The sequence below is a fragment of the Clostridium sp. AN503 genome, assembly GCF_040719375.1.
Classification (GTDB): domain Bacteria; phylum Bacillota; class Clostridia; order Lachnospirales; family Lachnospiraceae; genus Brotaphodocola.
On the sequence record NZ_JBFDTP010000002.1, the window covers coordinates 1611591 to 1631648 of the forward strand.

Annotated in this window: 25 protein-coding genes; 17 read left to right on the forward strand and 8 right to left on the reverse strand. The window is 47.0% G+C overall.

Annotated features, from left to right (window positions below; all coding sequences use genetic code 11):
• The first annotated feature begins 3 nt into the window (after positions 1 to 3).
• The 14 genes from AB1I67_RS14705 (at position 4) to AB1I67_RS14770 (ending at position 11110) form a co-directional block, all read left to right on the forward strand.
• On the forward strand, positions 4 to 669 hold the full coding sequence (locus AB1I67_RS14705; protein WP_367030617.1) for a septum site-determining protein MinC: 666 nt from the start codon (positions 4 to 6) through the stop codon (positions 667 to 669).
• A 63-nt stretch (positions 670 to 732) separates the two neighbouring features.
• The gene (minD, locus tag AB1I67_RS14710) at positions 733 to 1524 is read left to right on the forward strand and encodes a septum site-determining protein MinD (RefSeq protein ID WP_367030618.1); all 792 of its coding nucleotides are present in this window, start codon (positions 733 to 735) and stop codon (positions 1522 to 1524) included.
• Positions 1525 to 1538: 14 nt separating this feature from the next.
• Positions 1539 to 1826, forward strand: a complete 288-nt coding sequence (locus tag AB1I67_RS14715) for a cell division topological specificity factor MinE (RefSeq protein WP_367030619.1) — start codon at positions 1539 to 1541, stop codon at positions 1824 to 1826.
• On the forward strand, positions 1817 to 2938 hold the full coding sequence (locus AB1I67_RS14720) for an FtsW/RodA/SpoVE family cell cycle protein (protein ID WP_367030620.1): 1122 nt from the start codon (positions 1817 to 1819) through the stop codon (positions 2936 to 2938). The genes AB1I67_RS14715 and AB1I67_RS14720 overlap by 10 nt, the downstream gene beginning before the upstream one ends.
• 17 nt (positions 2939 to 2955) lie before the next feature.
• Entirely contained in the window at positions 2956 to 3366 is a 411-nt protein-coding gene (locus tag AB1I67_RS14725; protein ID WP_367030621.1) for a methylglyoxal synthase, read from the forward strand.
• A gap of 2 nt (positions 3367 to 3368) precedes the next feature.
• Entirely contained in the window at positions 3369 to 4331 is a 963-nt protein-coding gene (locus AB1I67_RS14730; protein WP_367032625.1) for a serine hydrolase, read from the forward strand.
• Between the two features lie 90 nt (positions 4332 to 4421).
• Positions 4422 to 4841 (forward strand): twitching motility protein PilT, encoded by a 420-nt coding sequence (locus AB1I67_RS14735; RefSeq protein WP_367030622.1) that lies wholly within the window; start codon positions 4422 to 4424, stop codon positions 4839 to 4841.
• A gap of 138 nt (positions 4842 to 4979) precedes the next feature.
• The gene (locus AB1I67_RS14740) at positions 4980 to 6383 is read left to right on the forward strand and encodes an HlyD family efflux transporter periplasmic adaptor subunit (protein WP_367030623.1); all 1404 of its coding nucleotides are present in this window, start codon (positions 4980 to 4982) and stop codon (positions 6381 to 6383) included.
• Positions 6384 to 6428: 45 nt separating this feature from the next.
• Complete coding sequence (locus tag AB1I67_RS14745; RefSeq protein WP_367030624.1) at positions 6429 to 7109, forward strand: YggS family pyridoxal phosphate-dependent enzyme; 681 nt, start codon at positions 6429 to 6431, stop codon at positions 7107 to 7109.
• A 21-nt stretch (positions 7110 to 7130) separates the two neighbouring features.
• A complete protein-coding gene (locus AB1I67_RS14750; RefSeq protein WP_367030625.1) occupies positions 7131 to 7637 on the forward strand; it encodes a cell division protein SepF in 507 nt (168 codons plus the stop codon).
• A 154-nt stretch (positions 7638 to 7791) separates the two neighbouring features.
• Positions 7792 to 8901, forward strand: coding sequence for a 3-dehydroquinate synthase (gene aroB / locus AB1I67_RS14755; RefSeq protein ID WP_367030626.1), 1110 nt, complete (start codon positions 7792 to 7794; stop codon positions 8899 to 8901).
• Positions 8891 to 9418 carry a signal peptidase II gene (gene lspA / locus AB1I67_RS14760; RefSeq protein WP_367030627.1) on the forward strand — a complete coding sequence of 176 codons (528 nt, stop codon included), beginning with the start codon at positions 8891 to 8893 and terminating at the stop codon, positions 9416 to 9418. Before aroB ends, lspA begins: the two co-directional genes overlap by 11 nt.
• On the forward strand, positions 9415 to 10329 hold the full coding sequence (locus AB1I67_RS14765; RefSeq protein WP_367030628.1) for an RluA family pseudouridine synthase: 915 nt from the start codon (positions 9415 to 9417) through the stop codon (positions 10327 to 10329). Before lspA ends, AB1I67_RS14765 begins: the two co-directional genes overlap by 4 nt.
• Positions 10330 to 10465: 136 nt before the next feature.
• A complete protein-coding gene (locus tag AB1I67_RS14770; protein ID WP_367030629.1) occupies positions 10466 to 11110 on the forward strand; it encodes a cytidylate kinase-like family protein in 645 nt (214 codons plus the stop codon).
• Between the two features lie 148 nt (positions 11111 to 11258).
• Here AB1I67_RS14770 and lexA read toward each other — a convergent pair whose 3' ends face one another.
• Entirely contained in the window at positions 11259 to 11876 is a 618-nt protein-coding gene (gene lexA / locus AB1I67_RS14775; RefSeq protein ID WP_367030630.1) for a transcriptional repressor LexA, read from the reverse strand.
• A 235-nt stretch (positions 11877 to 12111) separates the two neighbouring features.
• On the opposite strand from lexA, the gene AB1I67_RS14780 reads away from it, so the two are divergent.
• Positions 12112 to 12435, forward strand: a complete 324-nt coding sequence (locus AB1I67_RS14780) for a LysM peptidoglycan-binding domain-containing protein (protein WP_367030631.1) — start codon at positions 12112 to 12114, stop codon at positions 12433 to 12435.
• A 70-nt stretch (positions 12436 to 12505) separates the two neighbouring features.
• Here the strand turns inward: AB1I67_RS14780 and AB1I67_RS14785 are convergent, their stop codons facing one another.
• The 7 genes from AB1I67_RS14785 to AB1I67_RS14815 form a co-directional block, all read right to left on the reverse strand.
• Positions 12506 to 12709 carry a hypothetical protein gene (locus AB1I67_RS14785; protein WP_367030632.1) on the reverse strand — a complete coding sequence of 68 codons (204 nt, stop codon included), beginning with the start codon at positions 12707 to 12709 and terminating at the stop codon, positions 12506 to 12508.
• Between the two features lie 420 nt (positions 12710 to 13129).
• The gene (locus AB1I67_RS14790; protein ID WP_367030633.1) at positions 13130 to 13468 is read right to left on the reverse strand and encodes a DUF6678 family protein; all 339 of its coding nucleotides are present in this window, start codon (positions 13466 to 13468) and stop codon (positions 13130 to 13132) included.
• Positions 13469 to 13506: 38 nt separating this feature from the next.
• A complete protein-coding gene (locus AB1I67_RS14795; protein WP_367030634.1) occupies positions 13507 to 14181 on the reverse strand; it encodes a DUF3885 domain-containing protein in 675 nt (224 codons plus the stop codon).
• A 48-nt stretch (positions 14182 to 14229) separates the two neighbouring features.
• Positions 14230 to 14739, reverse strand: coding sequence for a hypothetical protein (locus AB1I67_RS14800; protein ID WP_367030635.1), 510 nt, complete (start codon positions 14737 to 14739; stop codon positions 14230 to 14232).
• A gap of 399 nt (positions 14740 to 15138) precedes the next feature.
• Entirely contained in the window at positions 15139 to 15873 is a 735-nt protein-coding gene (locus AB1I67_RS14805; protein ID WP_367030636.1) for an ABC transporter permease, read from the reverse strand.
• 15 nt (positions 15874 to 15888) lie between these two features.
• A complete protein-coding gene (locus AB1I67_RS14810; RefSeq protein WP_367030637.1) occupies positions 15889 to 16662 on the reverse strand; it encodes an ABC transporter permease in 774 nt (257 codons plus the stop codon).
• Positions 16659 to 17591, reverse strand: a complete 933-nt coding sequence (locus tag AB1I67_RS14815; protein WP_367030638.1) for an ABC transporter ATP-binding protein — start codon at positions 17589 to 17591, stop codon at positions 16659 to 16661. The genes AB1I67_RS14810 and AB1I67_RS14815 overlap by 4 nt, the downstream gene beginning before the upstream one ends.
• Before the next feature lie 176 nt (positions 17592 to 17767).
• Here AB1I67_RS14815 and AB1I67_RS14820 point away from each other — a divergent pair, with 176 nt between their 5' ends.
• Positions 17768 to 18481, forward strand: a complete 714-nt coding sequence (locus tag AB1I67_RS14820; protein ID WP_367030639.1) for a response regulator transcription factor — start codon at positions 17768 to 17770, stop codon at positions 18479 to 18481.
• Positions 18482 to 18489: 8 nt separating this feature from the next.
• On the forward strand, positions 18490 to 19833 hold the full coding sequence (locus AB1I67_RS14825) for a HAMP domain-containing sensor histidine kinase (protein WP_367030640.1): 1344 nt from the start codon (positions 18490 to 18492) through the stop codon (positions 19831 to 19833).
• Positions 19834 to 20058: the final 225 nt, after the last annotated feature.

The window sequence follows — 20058 nt, forward strand, 5'->3', positions numbered from 1 at the left end:
AAGTTGAAGAGCAAAGTTGTGATCAAAAGCAGCAAATCCGGCATGACTGTCATTTTGGATCCGGAATGTACCTTTGAGGAGCTTCTTGCGGAAGTTTCCATGAAGTTCCGGGAGAGTTCCAGGTTCTGGGGCAATGTACAGATGGCGCTTCTGCTGGAGGGAAGAGAGCTTACTGCCGAGGAAGAATTCCGGATCGTGAATACCATCACTGAAAATTCCGGGATAGAAGTACTGTGCCTGATCGACAATGACTTAAACCGGATCGAGCGGTGTGAGAAAGCGCTCAACCAGAAACTGATGGAACTGTCCTCACGGACCGGACAGTTCTACCGGGGGGATCTTCACCGGGGCGAGTCGCTGGAGTCGGAGGCCAGCATTGTGATCATCGGGGATGTGCGCCATGGCGCCCGTGTCACAGCAAAGGGCAATATCATTGTCCTGGGCGAGCTGCGCGGATCGGTCCATGCCGGTGTCGCGGGAGACCGGGATGCGGTGGTCGCTGCCATGGAGATGGCTCCTTTGCAGATCAAGATCGCGGATATTATGCAGCATTATGGCGATAAAGGCCGGCGATTGGGCAAGGGACCGATGATAGCAAATGTAGAAAATTGTAGTATTTGTACGAAAGCAATAAAAAAATCCGTTTTTAGTATGTTAAATTTCAATTAATACTGGAAAAGTTTTTGATTTTAATGTAAAATGGAGAGGTAGTATTTTTTCAGGAGGCATTCTATGAGTGAAGTCATTGTGATTACTTCTGGAAAAGGCGGGGTCGGCAAGACCACCACAACTGCAAACATCGGGACAGGCCTGGCTTTGCTGGGTTACAGCGTCGTGCTGATCGATACAGATATCGGCCTTCGCAACTTAGATGTCGTGATGGGGTTGGAGAACCGGATCATTTATAATCTGGTTGACGTGGTGGAAGGCAACTGCCGGATGAAGCAGGCCCTGATAAAAGACAAAAGATACCCGAATCTCTATTTACTTCCGTCCGCCCAGACCCGGGACAAGACTTCGGTCAATCCGGGCCAGATGAAAAAACTGGTGGACGATCTACGAGAAGATTTTGATTATATTCTGCTGGATTGTCCTGCCGGTATTGAGCAGGGATTCCAGAACGCCATAGCCGGTGCAGACCGCGCTCTGGTCGTCACAACTCCGGAAGTATCTGCCATCCGGGATGCCGACCGTATCATCGGCCTTTTGGAAGCGGCACAGATGCAGGAGATCGATCTGATCGTCAACCGGATCCGTATGGACATGGTGAGGCGAGGGGATATGATGTCCGTGGAGGATGTGGCTGATATCCTGGCCGTCAGCATTATCGGGGCGGTTCCGGATGATGAGGACATCGTTGTATCCACCAATCAGGGCGAACCCTTGGTGGACACGGAATCCTTCGCCGGACAGGCATATCTCAATATCTGCAAACGGATCGCGGGAGAGGCCATTCCACTGATGGATTTAGACCCGCACCGGGGACTACTGGTCCGCATCTCCGGCTTTTTAAAGAGGGCATAGGGAGGGTGGACGCGATGAGACAGTTGATTTGGTTCCACAAGAGCAATTCCGGTGAGATTGCAAGGAGCCGTCTGAAGCTTTTGCTGGTTTCGGACAAGGCCCGTGTGAATCCCGGGCTCATCGACCTGATAAAAGATGATATGATTGGCGTACTTTCCAGATATGCGGAGATTGATACTGTGCAGCTTGACATCCGTTTTACCAGGATGGAGACTGCCGGGACGAGGGAACCGACACCGGTCCTTTCCGCGACATTTCCGCTCCGCCAGTTTACTGTTAAGAGGAATGAAGAATGTTTTTAGATTACGACTTCAGGAATTACAATTACCGTTTATTCCTTTATGTGTTACTGCTGAATATTTTTGGCGTCCTGATCATTCGGAGCGCTACCAACCAGGACATGGCCGTGGTTGGGAAACAGATCATGGGAGTTGTCGTAGGGTCGGCGATTGTGATCGGCCTGTCCCTGCTCGACTATCATAAGATCATGACAGCAGCTCCGGTTGTATACGGAGCCTGTATCGTGGGATTGATAGCCGTGCTGATCTTTGGTGTGAGCCGCGGCATTGCGACCAGATGGATCGTGCTGCCGGGGATTGGACAGATTCAGCCGTCGGAGTTTGTAAAGATTGGTATGATCGTATTTTTCTCCTGGTTTTTTGCAAAGAACCAGGAGAGGATCAACCAGTTTACAATATTGATGCTTGCAGGGGGCCTGTTCCTGGTCATATTTGCCCTGATTTATCTGCAGCCGAATCTTTCTACAAGCCTGGTGACTGTGGTCATTTTTCTCAGCATGCTGTTTGCAGCCGGACTAAGCTACCGCTGGATCGCTGGTGCGCTGGCGGTCGTTATTCCGTGCGGAGGACTTTTCGTATACCTGCTCAAGTTCAATATGGTGCCGTTTTTAAAAGATTACCAGGCACGGCGGATCCTTGCATTTATTGACAAGGCGAACTATGCAGAGGCTAATTTACAGCAGACCAACTCGATCATGGCGATCGGTTCCGGGATGCTGCACGGAAAAGGCTTAAACAACAACACTCTGGCTTCCGTCAAGAACGGAAACTTTCTTTCCGAGGAACGGACGGACTTTATCTTTGCCGTGATCGGTGAGGAACTGGGGTTCATCGGATGTGTTGCAGTGATCCTGCTCATAGCTCTTGTGGTATATGAGTGCCTGATCATGGCGGCGCGTGCGAAGGATATGTCGGGCAGGCTTTTATGTGTGGGCCTGGCAACCCTGCTTGCTTTCCAGAGCTTTGCCAATATTGCCGTGGCGACCGGGATTGTTCCCAATACCGGGCTGCCGCTTCCATTTATCAGCTATGGGGTCAGTTCCCTGATGAGTATCTGTTTCGGTGTGGGGATTGCGCTCAATGTTGGACTTCAAAGAAAAATCAGTAACTATTAAAGGAGGTTATTAACCATATGAACATCGGTCTGATTGCTCATGATTCAAAAAAGAAACTGATGCAGAACTTCTGCATCGCTTACCGGGGGATTCTCAACAAGCACGAGCTTTTTGCAACAGGGACCACCGGACGCCTCGTAGAGGAAGTAACTAATTTAAACGTACACAAATATCTTGCCGGGCATTTGGGAGGACAGCAGCAGCTGGCGTCCCAGATTGAGCACAATCAGATGGATCTGGTGATTTTCCTGAGGGACCCGCTTTCTCCGAAGTCTCATGAGCCGGATGTGAATGACGTGGTCCGCCTGTGTGATATTTACAATATTCCTTTTGCGACCAATCTTGCCACCGCCGAGCTTTTGATCAAGGCGTTGGACCGCGGTGATCTGGAGTGGCGCGAGATCTATAAACAGGAGAGTTCATTTTGAGAATGACCTGCAGAGTCTGTGTGACGGCTCTTCTGTCGGCGGCGCTTATGTGCGGGTGCGGGCAGGCTGAGGATTCAGAGTATTCCTATGCGCCTGAAAGACTGGATGCCCTGATCGCTTCTGTTCCTGACGACCGGGAACTGGCGCCTGCTTTTGCAGAGGATCTATGTGTGATCACCGGGACGGAAGCTTCTGTGGACGCTGCTGTCAGTGCAGAGGCGGCTGCTACGTTTTCTCTCAGTGACAACCGGGTGATCGTGCAGAAGAATCCGTTTGAGCGTATGAATCCGGCCAGTATTACCAAGGTTATGACGGCATTGCTTGTCATAGAAGACGGTGATCTGGAGGAGGAGGTCACAGTAGGGGAGGAGACAGTGATCACCGAATCGGGAGCTTCCCTGTGCCATATAAAACCCGGAGACAGACTGACGATGGAAGAACTGCTCTATGGTCTGATGCTTCCCTCCGGCAATGATGCCGGCGCAGCCATTGCTGTACACAAGTCGGGCAGCATTGGGGCATTCGCGCAGAGGATGAATCAGAGGGCCTATGAACTTGGGGCTACTGATACCCATTTTGTCAATCCTCATGGATTGACGGATGAGCAGCATTATACGACTGCGTATGATTTATATCTGATATTCAATGAGGCGCTAAAACAGCCGGAGTTCCGAAAGATCATAGGGACTTCTGCTTATACTGCACAGTATACAGATGCTCAGGGGCTTTTAAAGACCCAGGAGTGGAAGAACAGCAACCAGTATCTGACTGGGAAGACTCCCACTCCGGAAGGACTGACTGTGATCGGTGGGAAAACAGGCACCACAAAGGCGGCTGGTTCCTGTCTGATCATCGGAAGCCAGGATACCAGGCAGCATGAATATATCTCCGTGGTACTTAAAGCTGAAAGCAGGCAGACCCTGTATGAGAATATGACAAATATAATTCAGAAAATTGTCAATTAGTGATTGCGCATTTTATCGATTTGTACTATAATTAGTTTAATAATAAAAGACTTTTTATACAAATTAAATAAACCTAAGGAGGAGATTATTATGGTGCAGATTATCGCAGGCAGAAAAGGAAAAGGAAAGACGAAACATCTGTTGGACATGGCGAATACAGCTATCAAAGCAGCGACCGGTTCGATTGTCTATCTGGATAAGAGTTCCAAGCATATGTATGAACTCAGCAACAAGATCCGCCTGATCAATGTGAAAGAATACCCGATTACCACAAGCGAAGGATTTATCGGTTTTGTCTGTGGGATCATCTCACAGGACCATGATATCGAGACGATGTTTTTAGACAGCTTTTTAAAGCTGGCAAGCTTAGAGGGCGAGGACATCAGCGATACCATTGCAACCTTGGAAAAAATCAGTGACAAATACAGCGTGAACTTTGTATTAAGCGTATCCCTGGATGCCGCAGAGATGCCGGAGAACGTTCAGAAGGATGTCGTGATCTCACTGTAATACATAGAAAGATTATCCTGCAGCCGGGGGCTTAAAAGTCGCCGGCTGCATTGCTTTTTGCGGGTTTGGCTTGCACTTTTACCCGGTAGCTTTTATAATGGATAGGAACAGTAATGACCTGTCCGGGAGGATTTGAAGTTGGCTAAGAAAAAGAATTCCAAGATCGTACGGTATCGTCACCCGCTGAATTTAAATGTGGGGATGATTATCTTTGCTATTATATTTGTCTATATGACATTCAGCGTATATACCTATATGAAAAAGGATAAGGTGCAGTTCTACGAGGTTGCAGAGGGCAATATTGTGAACGACCACCAGTATACAGGCATTATCCTGCGCAGTGAGCAGGTGGAGAAAACAGACCGGGCAGGCCACATCAATTATTATGTCCGGGAGGGGAAACGCGCTGCGATCGGTACGCGGATCTATTCCATTGACGAGACTGGAAGCATGGAGGCCTTTTTGGAGGAACACCCGGAAGCCAATGTGACTCTTACCGATGCCAATTTAGCGGAGATCAAGCGGCAGTTATCCTCTTTTTCCATGAATTATGACGATCAGAATTTTAGTGAGATCTATGATCTTCAGTATTCACTGGAGGCGTCGGTGCTGGAGTATGTTAACTTTAATTCACTGGGTAATTTAGATGCTCTGATGCAGGAGACGGGCATTGTCTTTCAACAGGTGAAGGCGCCTGTGTCCGGCGTGGTATCTTATTCCATCGATGGGTTTGAAGGTATGGAAGCTTCCCAGATCACGGAGGAGGCGTTTGAACGTTCCAGTTATTCCAAGGCGATCACAAAGGCTGGCGATCTGATCGAAAAGTCTGCGCCGGTGTACAAGCTGGTGACTTCTGATGACTGGAGCATCGTATTTCCGCTGACAGAGGAACATATCACAGAATACACGGGCCAGAAGACTCTGCATGTGACCTTTTCTTCCAATGAGCTGGAGACGGACGGGGCTTTTTCCATAATCACGGGAGCTGATGGAAAACAGTATGGAAAGCTGGATTTTAACCAGTATATGGTCCAGTTTGTTTCGGACCGGTATGTTACCTTTGAAGTGGAGACCGCCAGGACTGATGGGTTGAAGATCCCGGTAACTGCAGTGACCACTAAGAATTTTTATCTGGTTCCGGTGGAGTATATCGCACAGGGGGGAGACAGCAGCGATACGGGCTTTATGAAGGAGGTCTATTCTGAGGATGGAACTCCGGCAGTCCAGTTTGTGCCAACTACGATCTACTATTCCACGGAGGATTATTACTATATCGATATGGGGGAGAATGCCCCCATTAAGGCCGGGGACTATATTGTAAAGCAGAATTCAAAAGACCGCTACCAGGTTGGCTCCAGCGCATCCTTGCAGGGGGTTTATAACATTAATAAGGGCTATGCAGTATTTAAACAGATAGAGATATTAAAGTCCAATGAAGAGTACTATACCGTGAAAAAGGGCACCAACTATGGTCTTTCTGTGTATGACCATATCGTGTTGAATGCGGATACTGTCTATGAAGGGGAACTGATCTATCAGTAATACGGATACATTAATAAGAAATCGAGGTAAAGAGATATGGAGCATATGATTTCAGATAATCTACAGGAGGTAAAGGCGCGGATCCAGGCAGCCTGTCTGCGCAGCGGCAGGAATGCAGATGAGGTGACATTGATCGCAGTCAGTAAGACAAAGCCGTTAACCTCCTTAATGGAGGCGTATGACGCTGGCGCCCGTGATTTTGGAGAGAATAAGGTTCAGGAGATACTGGAAAAGGCCCCGGCCATGCCGTCGGACGCCCGTTTTCATATGATCGGGCATCTGCAGCGCAATAAAGTAAAACAGGTCCTGCCCCATGCCGTTTTGATCCATTCCGTAGATTCTGTCCGGCTGGCTGAACAGATTGAACAAGATGCGGCAAAAGAAGATCGGTCTGTGGATATACTTCTGGAAGTCAATGTGGCGAAGGAGGAGAGCAAATTTGGATTCTTCCCGGAGGATGTGATGGACGCTATTGACATAATACGGATGTTTCCTCACCTTCATATCACTGGTTTGATGACGATCGCACCTTTTGTAGAGGATTCCGAAGAAAATCGTCCGATTTTTAAAAAATTATATCAATTATCTGTTGACATCAAAAAGAAAAACATTGATAATGTTACTATGAGTGTGCTTTCTATGGGAATGACCGGCGACTATGAAGTTGCCGTGGAGGAAGGCGCAACCATGATAAGAGTCGGTACCGGGATTTTTGGTGCCAGATAAGGATTGGAGAGAGAACAAGTTATGAGCCTTTTAAGTAAGCTGATGGATACCATGCGTTTAACCCCTGAAGAGGATGATGATTACTTTGGTCCTGACGACGATTACGAAATGGACAAGGCTGGAAAGAAAAGTCTATTCCAGGTACGGGACGATGCAGACGACTATGAAGGAGGCGAAGATGACAGTAAACCGCGTTTTTTCTCTCGTTCATCAAAGGTAGTTCCCATGAGAAGAGGGATGGAAGTATCCCTGATCAAACCTACTTCCATTGAAGATGCCAGGGAAATCTGTGATTACCTGCTGGCAGGTAAGGCAGTTGTTCTCAATATGGAGGGAATCCATACAGAAGTCGCACAGCGTATCATCGACTTTACTTCTGGTGCAACCTATTCCATGAACGGCAATTTACAAAAGATATCCAGTTATATTTTTATCGCGACTCCGGAGTCTGTGGAGCTTTCCGGCGATTTCCAGGAACTCCTTGGGAATGGGACCCTCGATGTATCCGGGCTGAACATTCGCCTGTAAGGGGCAGCGATAGAGAGATTACATATCATTACATATCCCTTTTGCGAAGGAAATGGACAGGAAAGGCAGACAATTTTCCGGATGTTCGGAAGGAAGATTGTTTGCTTTCTTTCGTATACAGTGGGATATGCAGTGGAGATGAGAGGAGACAGATATGGCTAATCGAATGACAGTCCATAGGGACGGCAGGGCAATTTATGATATCGTGGCAGAATCTTCCTATGACAGGCTTGGAGAGGAAGCGGCAGCTTTAGGCACTGCAGGAAGGAAGCTGTGCATTGTTACAGACAGTAACGTGGCCCCATTGTATCTGGAACAGGTAAAAAAGGAGCTGGCTTCATGCTGCCGACAGGTAGATTGTTATGAGATCCCGGCTGGGGAGGAGTATAAGAATCTGGATACGGTGAGGGGCATTTATGAGCACCTGATCAAAAGACATTATGACAGAGGGGATATGCTGGTGGCTCTCGGCGGCGGTGTGGTCGGAGATCTGTGCGGCTTTACGGCAGCGACCTACTTAAGGGGGATCCGTTTTATCCAGATTCCCACGACTTTGCTTTCCCAGGTGGATTCCAGTATAGGCGGAAAGACCGGAGTGGATTTTGATTCCTACAAAAATATGGTAGGAGCGTTCCACATGCCTGCTCTGGTCTATACCAGTACATCCAGTCTGCTGACACTTCCGGACGAGCAGTTCGCATCCGGTATGGGTGAGATCATCAAGCACGGGCTGATACGGGACCGGGAGTATTACGCCTGGCTGACGGCTCACGCGGATAAGATCAGAAAAAGAGATTTGAGCGTATGTGAGCAGATGATCCTGGTGAGCAACCAGATCAAGCGGGAAGTGGTGGAGAAGGACCCGACAGAACAGGCTGAGAGAGCTTTGCTGAATTTTGGTCATACGCTGGGCCATGCCATCGAGAAGCTGATGGACTTTCATCTGCTACATGGACAATGCGTGGCTTTGGGCTGCGCCGCGGCGTCCTGGATGTCTGCAAAGAGAGGCAGCCTTACGATGGAGGAGGTTTCCGGCATTTTAAAAACTCTGGAGGTATTTGGTCTTCCGGTCAGTATCGGCGGGCTCGGACTAGAGGCGGACAATATAGTTGCAACCACAAAAAACGATAAAAAGATGGATTCCGGCACAATCAAGTTTATTCTTCTCCACCAGATTGGAGAGGCATATGTGGACCGTTCCGTGACGGATCAGGAGATGATTGAAAGCCTGTGCTGGCTGGCGGGAGGGGAACATGAAGAATAAAGTATTCAATCTGCTGGTGTGGGCGGCAGCATCCCTTGCCCTGGTTCTGGCAGACCAGTATACAAAGCTTTTAGTAGTGACCCGGCTGAAAGGAAGGCCGCCATTTGTCATTGTAGACGGAGTGTTTGAATTTTTATATTCAGAGAACAGAGGAGCCGCTTTTGGCATGCTGCAGGGACGTCAGGGTTTCTTTTTCCTGATCGGGGCAGTTGTGCTGGCTGCTGCCGCTTTCGTGATGTACCGTATGCCGGATTGGGGACAAAAGCGGTATCACTGGCTGAAGATCTGCACCATCATGATCACGGCTGGAGCGGTCGGGAACATGGTGGACCGTGTTTCCAAGGGATACGTGGTGGATTTTTTGTATTTTAAACTGATCAATTTTCCCATCTTTAATGTGGCGGATATCTATGTGACGGTAGCGACGGCTATCCTTCTGGTATTATTATGTTTTTATTACCGCGAGGAGGAGCTGGATATTTTTCATCTGCGCAGGGAGAAGGGGGATTCTCATTGATTCAGGAGTTTGTTGTAGAAGGAGATGCAGGACTTCGTATTGACCGCTATTTGAGCGACCGCCAGGAGGAGCTTTCCCGTTCTTATCTGCAGAAGCTTTTAAAGGACGGAGGTGTATCGGTAAACGGAGCACCAGTAAAAAGCAACTATAAGGTTTCCTGTGGCGACAGGATCCGGCTTCATGTGCCTGATGCGGTGGAGCCGGATATTGAGGCGGAGCCTATGGAGCTTTCCATCCTGTATGAAGATCCGGATATTCTTTTGATCAATAAGCCAAAGGGAATGGTAGTGCATCCGGCTGCCGGTCATTATACTGGCACCCTGGTCAATGGCCTTATGCATCATTGCAGGGGGGAATTGTCCGGTATCAACGGCGTGATGCGGCCGGGGATCGTCCATCGTATTGATATGGACACCACCGGTGTGCTGATCGTCTGCAAGAACGACAGGGCGCACAGCGCCGTTGCGGAACAGCTGAAGGTCCATTCTATTACCAGGAAATACTATGCCGTCGTACATGGTGTGATAAAAGAGGACGAGGGTACGGTCCATGCTCCCATTGGGCGGCATCCAACAGACCGGAAAAAGATGAGCATTAATGAGAAGAATGGGAAGGACGCCGTTACCCATTACCGGGTTTTGCGCCGGTTCCGGCGTTTTACCTATGTGGAATGCCAGCTTGAGACCGGAAGGACTCACCAGATCCGTGTGCATATGGCAAGCACCGGTCATCCACTTTTGGGCGACCAGGTCTATGGTCCCGCCAAATGCCCGTTTCCAGGGCTTGAGGGACAGACTTTACATGCTGGAGTTTTGGGTATTATTCATCCAACAACAGGAGAATATATGGAGTTTCATGCACCTTTACCGGAATATTTTGAAATGCTGCTTAAAAAATTGGAGCTGGACTAATAATAAGGTTATTTTTCTAAAATTTCGCAAAATAGATAGATTTTTGCTTTCTGTTTATATACTTTTCAGAAATTTTGGTGTATAATATGATATAAGAAGACTTACATCGCAGGTTACTGAAAGGAGAAGGATATCTATGAAGGGAAATCTTGTTATTACAATCGGAAGACAGTGCGGCAGCGGCGGAAAAAAGATCGGCGAAATGCTTGCGGAGAGAATGGGAGTGCAGTGTTACGATAAGGAACTCCTTACCCGTGCAGCTAAGGAGAGCGGACTGTGTGAGGAACTGTTTGAGACTCACGACGAGAAGCCCACAAGTAGTTTCCTCTACTCTCTGGTGATGGATACCTATTCACTGGGATATACCACATCTGCATACATGGATATGCCGATCAACCATAAGATCTTCCTGGCTCAGTTTGACACCATCAAGAAGCTGGCGGACGAAGAGTCCTGTGTGATCGTTGGACGATGCGCAGATTATGCGTTGGCGGATTATCCCAATACCGTGTCTGTGTTTATCACCGGACATGACGATGATAAGCTGGCTCGTTTAAAAGAGCTGTATAAAGTGGATGACGCCAAGGCAAAGGATATCATGGTCAAGACCGACAAGAAGCGTGCAAGCTACTACAATTACTATTCCAGCAAGAAGTGGGCTGACGCCAAGAGCTATGACCTGTGTATCAGCAGTACTGTGCTGGGCATGGAAGGATGTGTGGACATCATCCTGGACTTTGCGAAAAAGAAACAGGAGTGGTTGAACAGCCAGAAAAAATAAATGCATGCTGATATTTAAAGATTCATTTAGATAAAAGTGTTATGAAACCCCATCAGGACTGTTTCCGGTCTTGATGGGGTTTTATGATACATTATGATCTTATGTTATGGGCTTATCATCCAATCCTGTCGTTGTGTTCTTCTGCTTCTCACTGCATCATGCGGAACAATCCGATCACTTTGCCAAGAATCTCCACTTGGTTTACGATGATTGGTTCCATATTATCATTCTCCGGCTGAAGCCGGTAGTGTCCCTTTTCTTTGAAAAAACGCTTCACGGTGGCGGAATCCTCCACCAGTGCAACGACGATCTCTCCATTCCGTGCAGTCTTTGTCTGCTCTACGATCACCTGGTCACCGTCGAAAATACCGATATTGATCATACTCTCACCCTTGACGCGCAGCATGAAGGTCTCAGCGTTGGGGAGAATGCTGGCCGGGATCGGGAAGTAATCTTCGATGTTCTCCTGGGCCAGGATCGGCTGGCCTGCGGCAACCGTACCGATCACGGGAACCTGCACCATCTCCCGGCGTGTGAGAGCAAACTCATCGTCCAGGATCTCAATGGCACGCGGTTTGGTAGGGTCGCGGCGGATATAGCCGTTACGCTCCAGTGTCTCTAAGTGGGAGTGGACAGAAGAAGTGGACTTTAAATGGACCGCCTCACAGATCTCCCGGACTGCCGGCGGATATCCTTTCTTTAAAATGCATCCCTTGATATATTCCAGTATTTCCTGTTGTTTTGCGGTAATCTTGCCCTGTGCCATACCGGTTCCTCCTGTTTTATGTATTCGTATACTGCTGTGTTGTATGAGCAGATTCTTTCTAATTAATATAGTAACATATGTTCGATAAAAAAGCAAACTTTTGTTCGATTTTTTTGGAAAATCCATTGACAAACAAATGTTCGGATACTATAATAAGAACATAGAAACAGAACAGATGTTTGCATTCGTCCGACGCTGTGTTTGGGGAACGGATGCCAGTTATAAGGGGGTACTGATGATGAATAGAAGAATTGCACGACGTAGAGTCAGGAATCTGATGATTGTTCTTTTGATGATACTTGCTTTTTGCTCCGGTTTCTTTGGCCATACGCTGTTGAACGCCCATGCCGAAGAAGAATATGTAAAGCCCATGAACCGTTACTACACCAGCATCCAGCTGAAGCAGGGAGACAGTCTCTGGGACATTGCCGCGCAGTATCTGGAAGGAAGCGGCTACACCACGAAGGAGTACGTGGAAGAGCTGAAGCGGATGAATGGTCTCCGTGACGAGCATATCCATTCGGGGGAATACTTGACAGTCGTATACTTTGCAGAGTAGCCGCCTCATGCTTCATGATTCCCCGTGGTGCGATTTAATGGGGGGTTTTACAGGGCTGACCTGTTCCGGTTTATCGATCTCCGGTTTTATAGTCATCCCTGGCCCAGTTGGGTGCATTGACAGGTCCCGCTTTCGCGTTTCCAGTTTTTGCGGCTCCCTGGATCTCAGGTACCTGTGCCTGTTCATTTTTGGGATGATGGAGTGTATGATGATTCTCTGTCCCATGATTGTCCGGGTCGTAAGGACTTGGTCTTCTCATTCCTGCTTTTGCCATGATGATGCCTCCTTATCTGCTACTATCTGCTAATAGTTTCGGTATCCCTGGCAAAAGTATGCAGGAAATTATATCAAGAGAAGGAAGGTTTTTCTCTTATTTATCATGCTGCTGGGAAATGTAAAAAATAATGGATAAAATTAAAATCTAAAATAATGGCTTAAATACAAGGTTTCAAAGGATTTGTCCATTTTTCAAAATTTGAATTTTATCCATGAATGGACAAAATAATTTATGCCGGATAAAATACATAAAATTATCCTAAATTAATAAAGAGCAGGATGAAATAAAATTCACTTTAGCCAGCAAAAGTTGATTAATCTGCAGGGAGTATTTCTACACAGAAATTTAATGGTATCCGTAAATATAATAGGATCCGTTTCTTTCCTCATAGGGGATATGATGCCGATTTAAAATTTCCTAAAATAGTTTGCTCTCGTCAATGATTTCTGGCTTGGTTAGTTTTCCGCGATGCTTTAAATAGCAAGGACGTACTTCAATCCATTCGATATTAAAATAATGCTCTTCAGGCGGAAAATTTTCTCCCATCCAATCGCCTAAATGGTAGACATCCCCTTTAAGGAATTCGTTTGGAAAACAATCCTCTTCTGTTAGATATTTAATATCAAATGGTGGAGGAAAGGGCATTTCTTCTGTTATTGCTGTTATTAGCTCATTCCATTTTGTACTATTCATATAACTACACAAATTGCGGTCTTTTATAATTCGTGATACTTTTTCTCTAAGATTATGTTGCATACTATCACCACTTACGACAAAAATTTGGCAGATACTAATTACATGCAATCAGCAAATAGGCGGTCTATTTTTACTTTATCATGTTGAAGAATCCAATTATTATATTTTTTGTACAAAGGCAGTAATACATGTTTATCAAAGGCAGCAATATCAGCACCTCTATCATCATACAGGTGATAAAGCACAGCGCTTTCGGTATTTAGTAAATACACATTGGAACATAGAAAAGAAAAGCCACCAATATCACCTTTTATGATTTCTAAAAGCAGCTTATCAATTTGATAATTACCTTTTGTCAAATCCCAATATAAATGCTCTTGAAGAAAGCAAGTGTTCTTGTCAATGCGTTTTTCCTGAATGGATTCATTCGGGACAGGCAAGCCCACTTGTGCAAGTGTTTGCAAAGTAATCCTATCTGCTTCTTCGGGATAGTGATCGATTCTAAGAAGGTTGGGACAGCATGGTAAATCGTGAAATAATGCTTTTGCACGACATAAGGCATTTTCAACATAGCTTGGATTCATTCCTTTATTATCTGGCAAGTATACCCTCTCTTTACCTCCATGAGGGAGGCGCTTGCACCAGCCATGATCATCCCATCGACACAAATCATGACGTATAAAGCCATTGCGCTCTACAAATCGTTTTGCCAGCGCCTTTGCGCTCACCAGTTTGTCAGGCTGCTTCTTCTGCGAATTATGATAAAGTGCCATCAGGCCTTCCCTGCCCGACTTGCTACCTCCACTAAAATAAGATGAATTTTATTTAGTAGGCTCGATGCAAATCTCGCTTTGGCTTCCATCAGCATTATCATGAATAAAACCATGATACCAACAATCTATACCGTCTTCTTTTGGCGAAAACCGTAGAACCTCATAATTTTTTTCGGTATTACCGGTTATTTCCGTTGGTAGAAGCGTTTCAATAATGAATTCATGGTAACTTATAACCCCATCAACACGATCAATCCGTTCTACAATCGTGTTATTTTGATTATTCCAAAGTATTTGAGTAAATTGAAGTTTTTCGTTTTTTATATTATCCGTTAAGCTAATAAATATTTGCCTTATTTTTCGCTCTTCATCATCAAAATAATCAATGAGGTGAGTATGCATCGGAATACTACCGACATCCAATATTTCGCCTTCATCCAACATAGAAAAATCAAAATACTCATCTACAGAAATATTTTTAAAATACCATTTTTCTGAACCTAATATCTTATATTTGAATTCGATAATGATGTGCTTACCCCTCACGTTTGCTACCACCTGAATCTCTCCCCTTAAATGCCCATGCTTAAAATCTTGATTTGTAGGTTCAATTTCTATTCTCCAATAAACGGGAAGACAGCTCGACGCCTGCCGTTCTATAAACAGGAACGGCGGCTTCCCTTATTAGAAGTTTTTTAACTCCACATAGAAATTATATGTGATTTTAAATGGATTGGCAACTGTAAGAGGGCGCATTTGCATATGAATTAACGCTTCTGGATATGCTCACAGATCTTTTGGAGAATTCAGGACATATATCGTCATTTAGAGAGTAATACACATGGTTGCCAACCGGGAAAATACCTGCTATAATGCTTGCCTGAGCACCGTTATTCAGATATTCCTTTAATAGTTTTATGAATAACCTATCTTTTTTTAAATGTATGATAACAAATGCTACATCCCGCATTTGTTCCCGCGCATCATTCTCCATATCCCAATCAATGTGATCCCAACCAGATATACCCCGCATATCGCAAAAAATAAAGGAATATTCTGCCCAAGGATATCTTCCGATTTATTTGAGTTCATTCCTAAAAGCATCTGTGAATAAGGACAGAATAGGCCGGTCGAAGTATTGGCAGCCAGCAGCCCGATTACACCGCCCGCCAGTCCCAGGGCAATCGGAGTGGCAAAGTTTTTGACCTCCGCCGCGATGAAAAACTGAAGCGCCGCTATGACAAAGGCCCCCGCCAAACCACGGATAATCCAGGAGAATATTGTAGCAGGGGGAAGCCCCGGCAATCCGATTACCATGCCTGCCGCGAGGAAAAGAGCAGTGAACCATACCTGTGTCAGGGCTGACAGAATACATACCAGGAGAAATTTTGATAAATAAATTGTGCTATATGGCACAGGTGTGGAAAACAGAACGTTGCGGCAGTTGTTAAAGTTTTCATACCGCCATAAAAAGGCGCAGTAAGCGCCGATCAGCGGAGCAAAGAAAAAGGTGGCGTAAAACAGAGTTACCTGGGTCCACAGGGAATACCATTCCGACTTAAGTATTTCGATGTTTGACAGATAATTGCCGCTGCCCAGCAAAATCGGTATTACGGGTATCAAGAGAAATGCAGGCCAGATCAGGGTTCCTTTACATTTCATACGCTCACAGTAAATGGCTTTTCCTAACATATCGGTTTTCTCCTTTCACATGGTTTCCCGGACTGTTTCCAGAAAATGCTTTTGCCCAAAATAATACAGGATGGCTATGGCTGCAAGCAGGACAGCCAGCCATAGAACCGGATATCCCGTCCAGTAATACGTGGAGTAGCGGGCAGCTTCATCATACTCAAGTCCGGTATTACACAGCGCCGCGTAATATCCCCAGGGAATCAGGTAGCGCAGGGGCCAGCGGTTTAAAAACCAGGAAAACAGTCCCGCAAAAGTGCCGCCGATGCTGACGAAAATCGGGGTCAGCTGATTCGTAAACCGAAGGGAAAGGTTCAGTTGGAAAATAAAAATACACAGTGACGTCAGAAACAGAGTGAAAAACAGCGACAGGGTGATCCACGCGAGCCGCCCCTGTCCGTTGGTTCCCCAGGAGGCTGTGATGGAACTGAACAGGACTGCCTGTATCAGACTGAAAGATGCCATACAGAAACCGCCAACCATAACCTTTCCGCGGTAAATGCATTCGGTTTTTTGGATCGTGCAGAGCCATCGATAAGCGCTGCCTGCCTGCTCCATGTCACACATCCGGCTGGCCAGCGCGGCCACGATAACGGGGCAGAGGATGGTATTCATGAGAAGCAGATTTAAGAACAGCATGGCAGCGGCATCATTGGTTTTGGATAAATCCAGGTCCTTCAGGCACCAGGAAACCCAGGCCGCAATGAGCGCAAACGTCAAAAGGAACAGCGCAGGTATATGCCGGTGGCGCAGCTTGCGAAGCTCCAGGCTAAATTCTTTCCCGATTGTCATAATCCCGCCTCCTTTACCATACCGAGGTAAATATCTTCCAGGTTTTGTGTCTGCTCTGTAATCCGGTATAAATCAATTCCACGTTCCCATAGCCGGCGGAGCAGGCGGCGCAGGGAGGCGTCAGGCAGATAGGGAATCTGTATCCCTTCCTTTGGGGAATACAGCAGCGCCTCCGGTCCATGAGGCTCCAGGTTATCTTTTAACAGTGCGGCGGCGCCGGAATCATCGGAGGTGCGCAGAAAAATCCGTCGCACGCTTCTGAATTGGAGAGCGGAGAGCGTGTCCTGAAAAATCAACTGCCCGCCGGAGATGATGGCAATATGGTCTGCCGTCTGTTCCATTTCAGACAGAAGATGGCTGGAAACCATGACGGTCATACCATACTCCTTTGGCAGGCTTTTTACCAGCGCCCGCATTTCATGAATCCCGGCAGGATCCAGGCCGTTGGTGGGTTCGTCTAAGAGAACTAGCTTTGGAGAGCCTAAAAGGGCATTGGCCAGTCCAAGGCGCTGCTTCATGCCCAGAGAGTAATGAGCGGTTTTCTTCTTTTTCTGGCCGTCCAAGCGTACCAGCGATAATACCCGGTCGATTTCCTGAAACGGGAGCCCGCGCAGCATGCAGCTGATCTGCAGGTTTTCATAAGCGGTAAGATTCCCGTAATAGGAGGGATTTTCGATCAGGGAGCCCGCCTGTTTTAAAATGGAAACGCGGGTATGGTCGTTTAATTCCTCTCCATTTATTTTAATAGCGCCGCCGTCACGACCAATCAAACCCAACAGCATTTTCATGGTTGTGCTCTTCCCGGCGCCGTTGGGGCCGAGAAATCCATAAATAGAACCCTCCGGGATGCGAAGATCTAAATGATCGACGGCAGGTTTTCCGTGGTAAGTCTTTGTCAATTGCGATGTTTCAATCATGTAATGCGACATATGGGAATCCTCCTTGCACTGCATATTTCATAGCATGTTTTTGTTTTCTGTATTCAGCATAATATCCCTACCTTATCTGTACCTTTTCCTAACCTTAAATTTCCCTTAAATAATAGAATGGTATCTACCAACTTCACGCAAATCCGATATAATAGAGGCAAAGGAAGGTGTGTGGAATGAAATTAAAAGAAGCAAGAATTCTGGTAGTGGATGACAATGAAGAGCTGTGCCGGCTGGTGCAGAGCATATGTATACAGGAGGGATTTTCCTCTGTGGAGATGGTCTTTACGTGCCGGGAAGCAGAGAAAAGATTTTCTAAAAAGGACGTTGACTTTCTGATTCTCGATGTCAATATGCCGCAGGAGGACGGTTTTTCTTTTTTTCAGCGCATAAAACCGGTTCTGGAAGAACAACGGATTCCGGTTCTGTTCCTTTCTGCCAGGGATCAGGATGAAGACCGGCTGCTGGGGCTTGGATTAGGCGCTGACGATTATATGACAAAGCCGTTTCTGCCAAAAGAACTCATCCTTCGGATTCAGGCTATTTTAAGGCGCACCTACCGTCTGGACGAACAAAACAGCCAATGCTATCGGCTGGGAGACCGCGAGGTGGATTTGTCGGCAGGCACCGTGCGGCTTTTAGACGGTTCTGGCATGGTAATCCAGCTGACGAATAAGGAATACCAGCTATTGAAACTATTTTTGGAAAACCGCGGAAGGATTATGACATTCGATATCCTGTCAGAATCCGTCTGGGGGGAAAACTACTATGATTACGAAAATACTCTGATGGTGCATATTCGCAAGCTTCGCGAAAAGATTGAGGAGAAGCCATCAGAGCCGGAATTTTTGATTACAGTGAAAGGATTAGGGTATCGGATGAACGCATGAAAAGCCTGATGAGAATTTATTTTAAATATATCGCAACGGCCGTCCTGCTGATTATGCTTTTTATTGCGATACAGATCGGGATTCTCGGTGCGGTTACTGTAAAATTGTATGGGAACGGCAGCGAACATGGGAAATATGCAGTCAGACAGATTTATGATATGCTCCACTTCGCAGATGGAGAGATGGCTTCCGGACAGGCGGAGGCTATCACGAGCCTGGAGGAAATGAGTGTTTCTTTTGCCATGGTACTGGACGATGCCGGACAGCCTGTCTGGACCTACCGTCTGCCCGAAAACCTGAACCATGCCTATACGGCCTCGGAAATCGCGTCGTTTGCCCGCTGGTATCTGGATGATTATCCGGTATCTGTCTGGGGCGGGGATAAGGGGCTGCTTGTGATTGGATATCCCCGTGGGAGTATTTGGAATTACCATGTCCGACGGGACACGAAGGATCTTGAGGGGATGATGACATTCTTTTCCTTGAGTTTTGTGTTGACAATCCTGGCTGCCATCGTGGTCCTCCTTGTTTCCGGATACCGTTACTACCGTAAGATGAGAGAGATGACGGACGCCATCGGACAGCTTGCCTCCGGAGGAAGTGTTCATCTGCCGGAAAATGGAACCATGGGGGACATAGGAGCCGCGCTGAACCGCACTTCAGACCGTCTGTCCACACAGCGCCGGCAGCTGGAACAGAGGGATGAAGCACGGACGGAATGGATCAGCAGCGTTTCACACGATATCCGCACGCCGCTGTCGCTGGTTATGGGCTATGCTGACATGATTGAGAACCAATCCGAGCCAGGGTCGGAGGTGCGAAAGAGGGCTGTTCTGATCCGCGGGCAAAGTATCCGCATCCGCAATCTGATTGAAGATTTGAACCTGGTTTCCAAGTTGGAGTACCATATGCAGCCCCTGCGATTAAAGACGGTCTCCCTGGCAGCCATTCTGCGCAGGGCGGCAGCAGATCTGTTAAACACGGTGGAGCAGCCCGAGAATTATCCATTTTCCATCTATATGGAACCGGAATTCGAGGCGTTTTCCATGGAAGGTGACGAACAGCTTTTGCTGCGGGCCTTCCAGAATATCCTGGGAAATTCGGTGCGTCATAATGAAGGTGGATGCAGTCTTACTGTGCGGGCTGTGCAGGAAAATGGCCAGCCTGTGATCCGGTTCCAGGATGATGGATGCGGAATTTTACCGGATATCTGCCTGTATCTTAACGAAGGCCAACTGCCAAAGGAGGATACCCATGTGATGGGGCTGCGTATTGTCCGCCAGATTGTAAACGCCCATGGAGGTGAAATCCATGTGGACATGGATGGACACAGAATCTGCCTACGTTTGTAGCGAAGCTGGTATGGAAGCCAGACTGGAATGCTTCGTATTGACATAACAGTCGCGCTGGCTACTCCTTTCGATCGTGTGCTGAAAGTATCTGGGGCAGATTTCCCGGAACCGGCCAGTCAATTGACGGTTTGATCTGCTTATTGTATACTTTACTTTAACATAAATTGGTTTATAGCTAATGGGGAATACGCGGGCCATTCACGCTTCCCACATAAAATCTTGTGC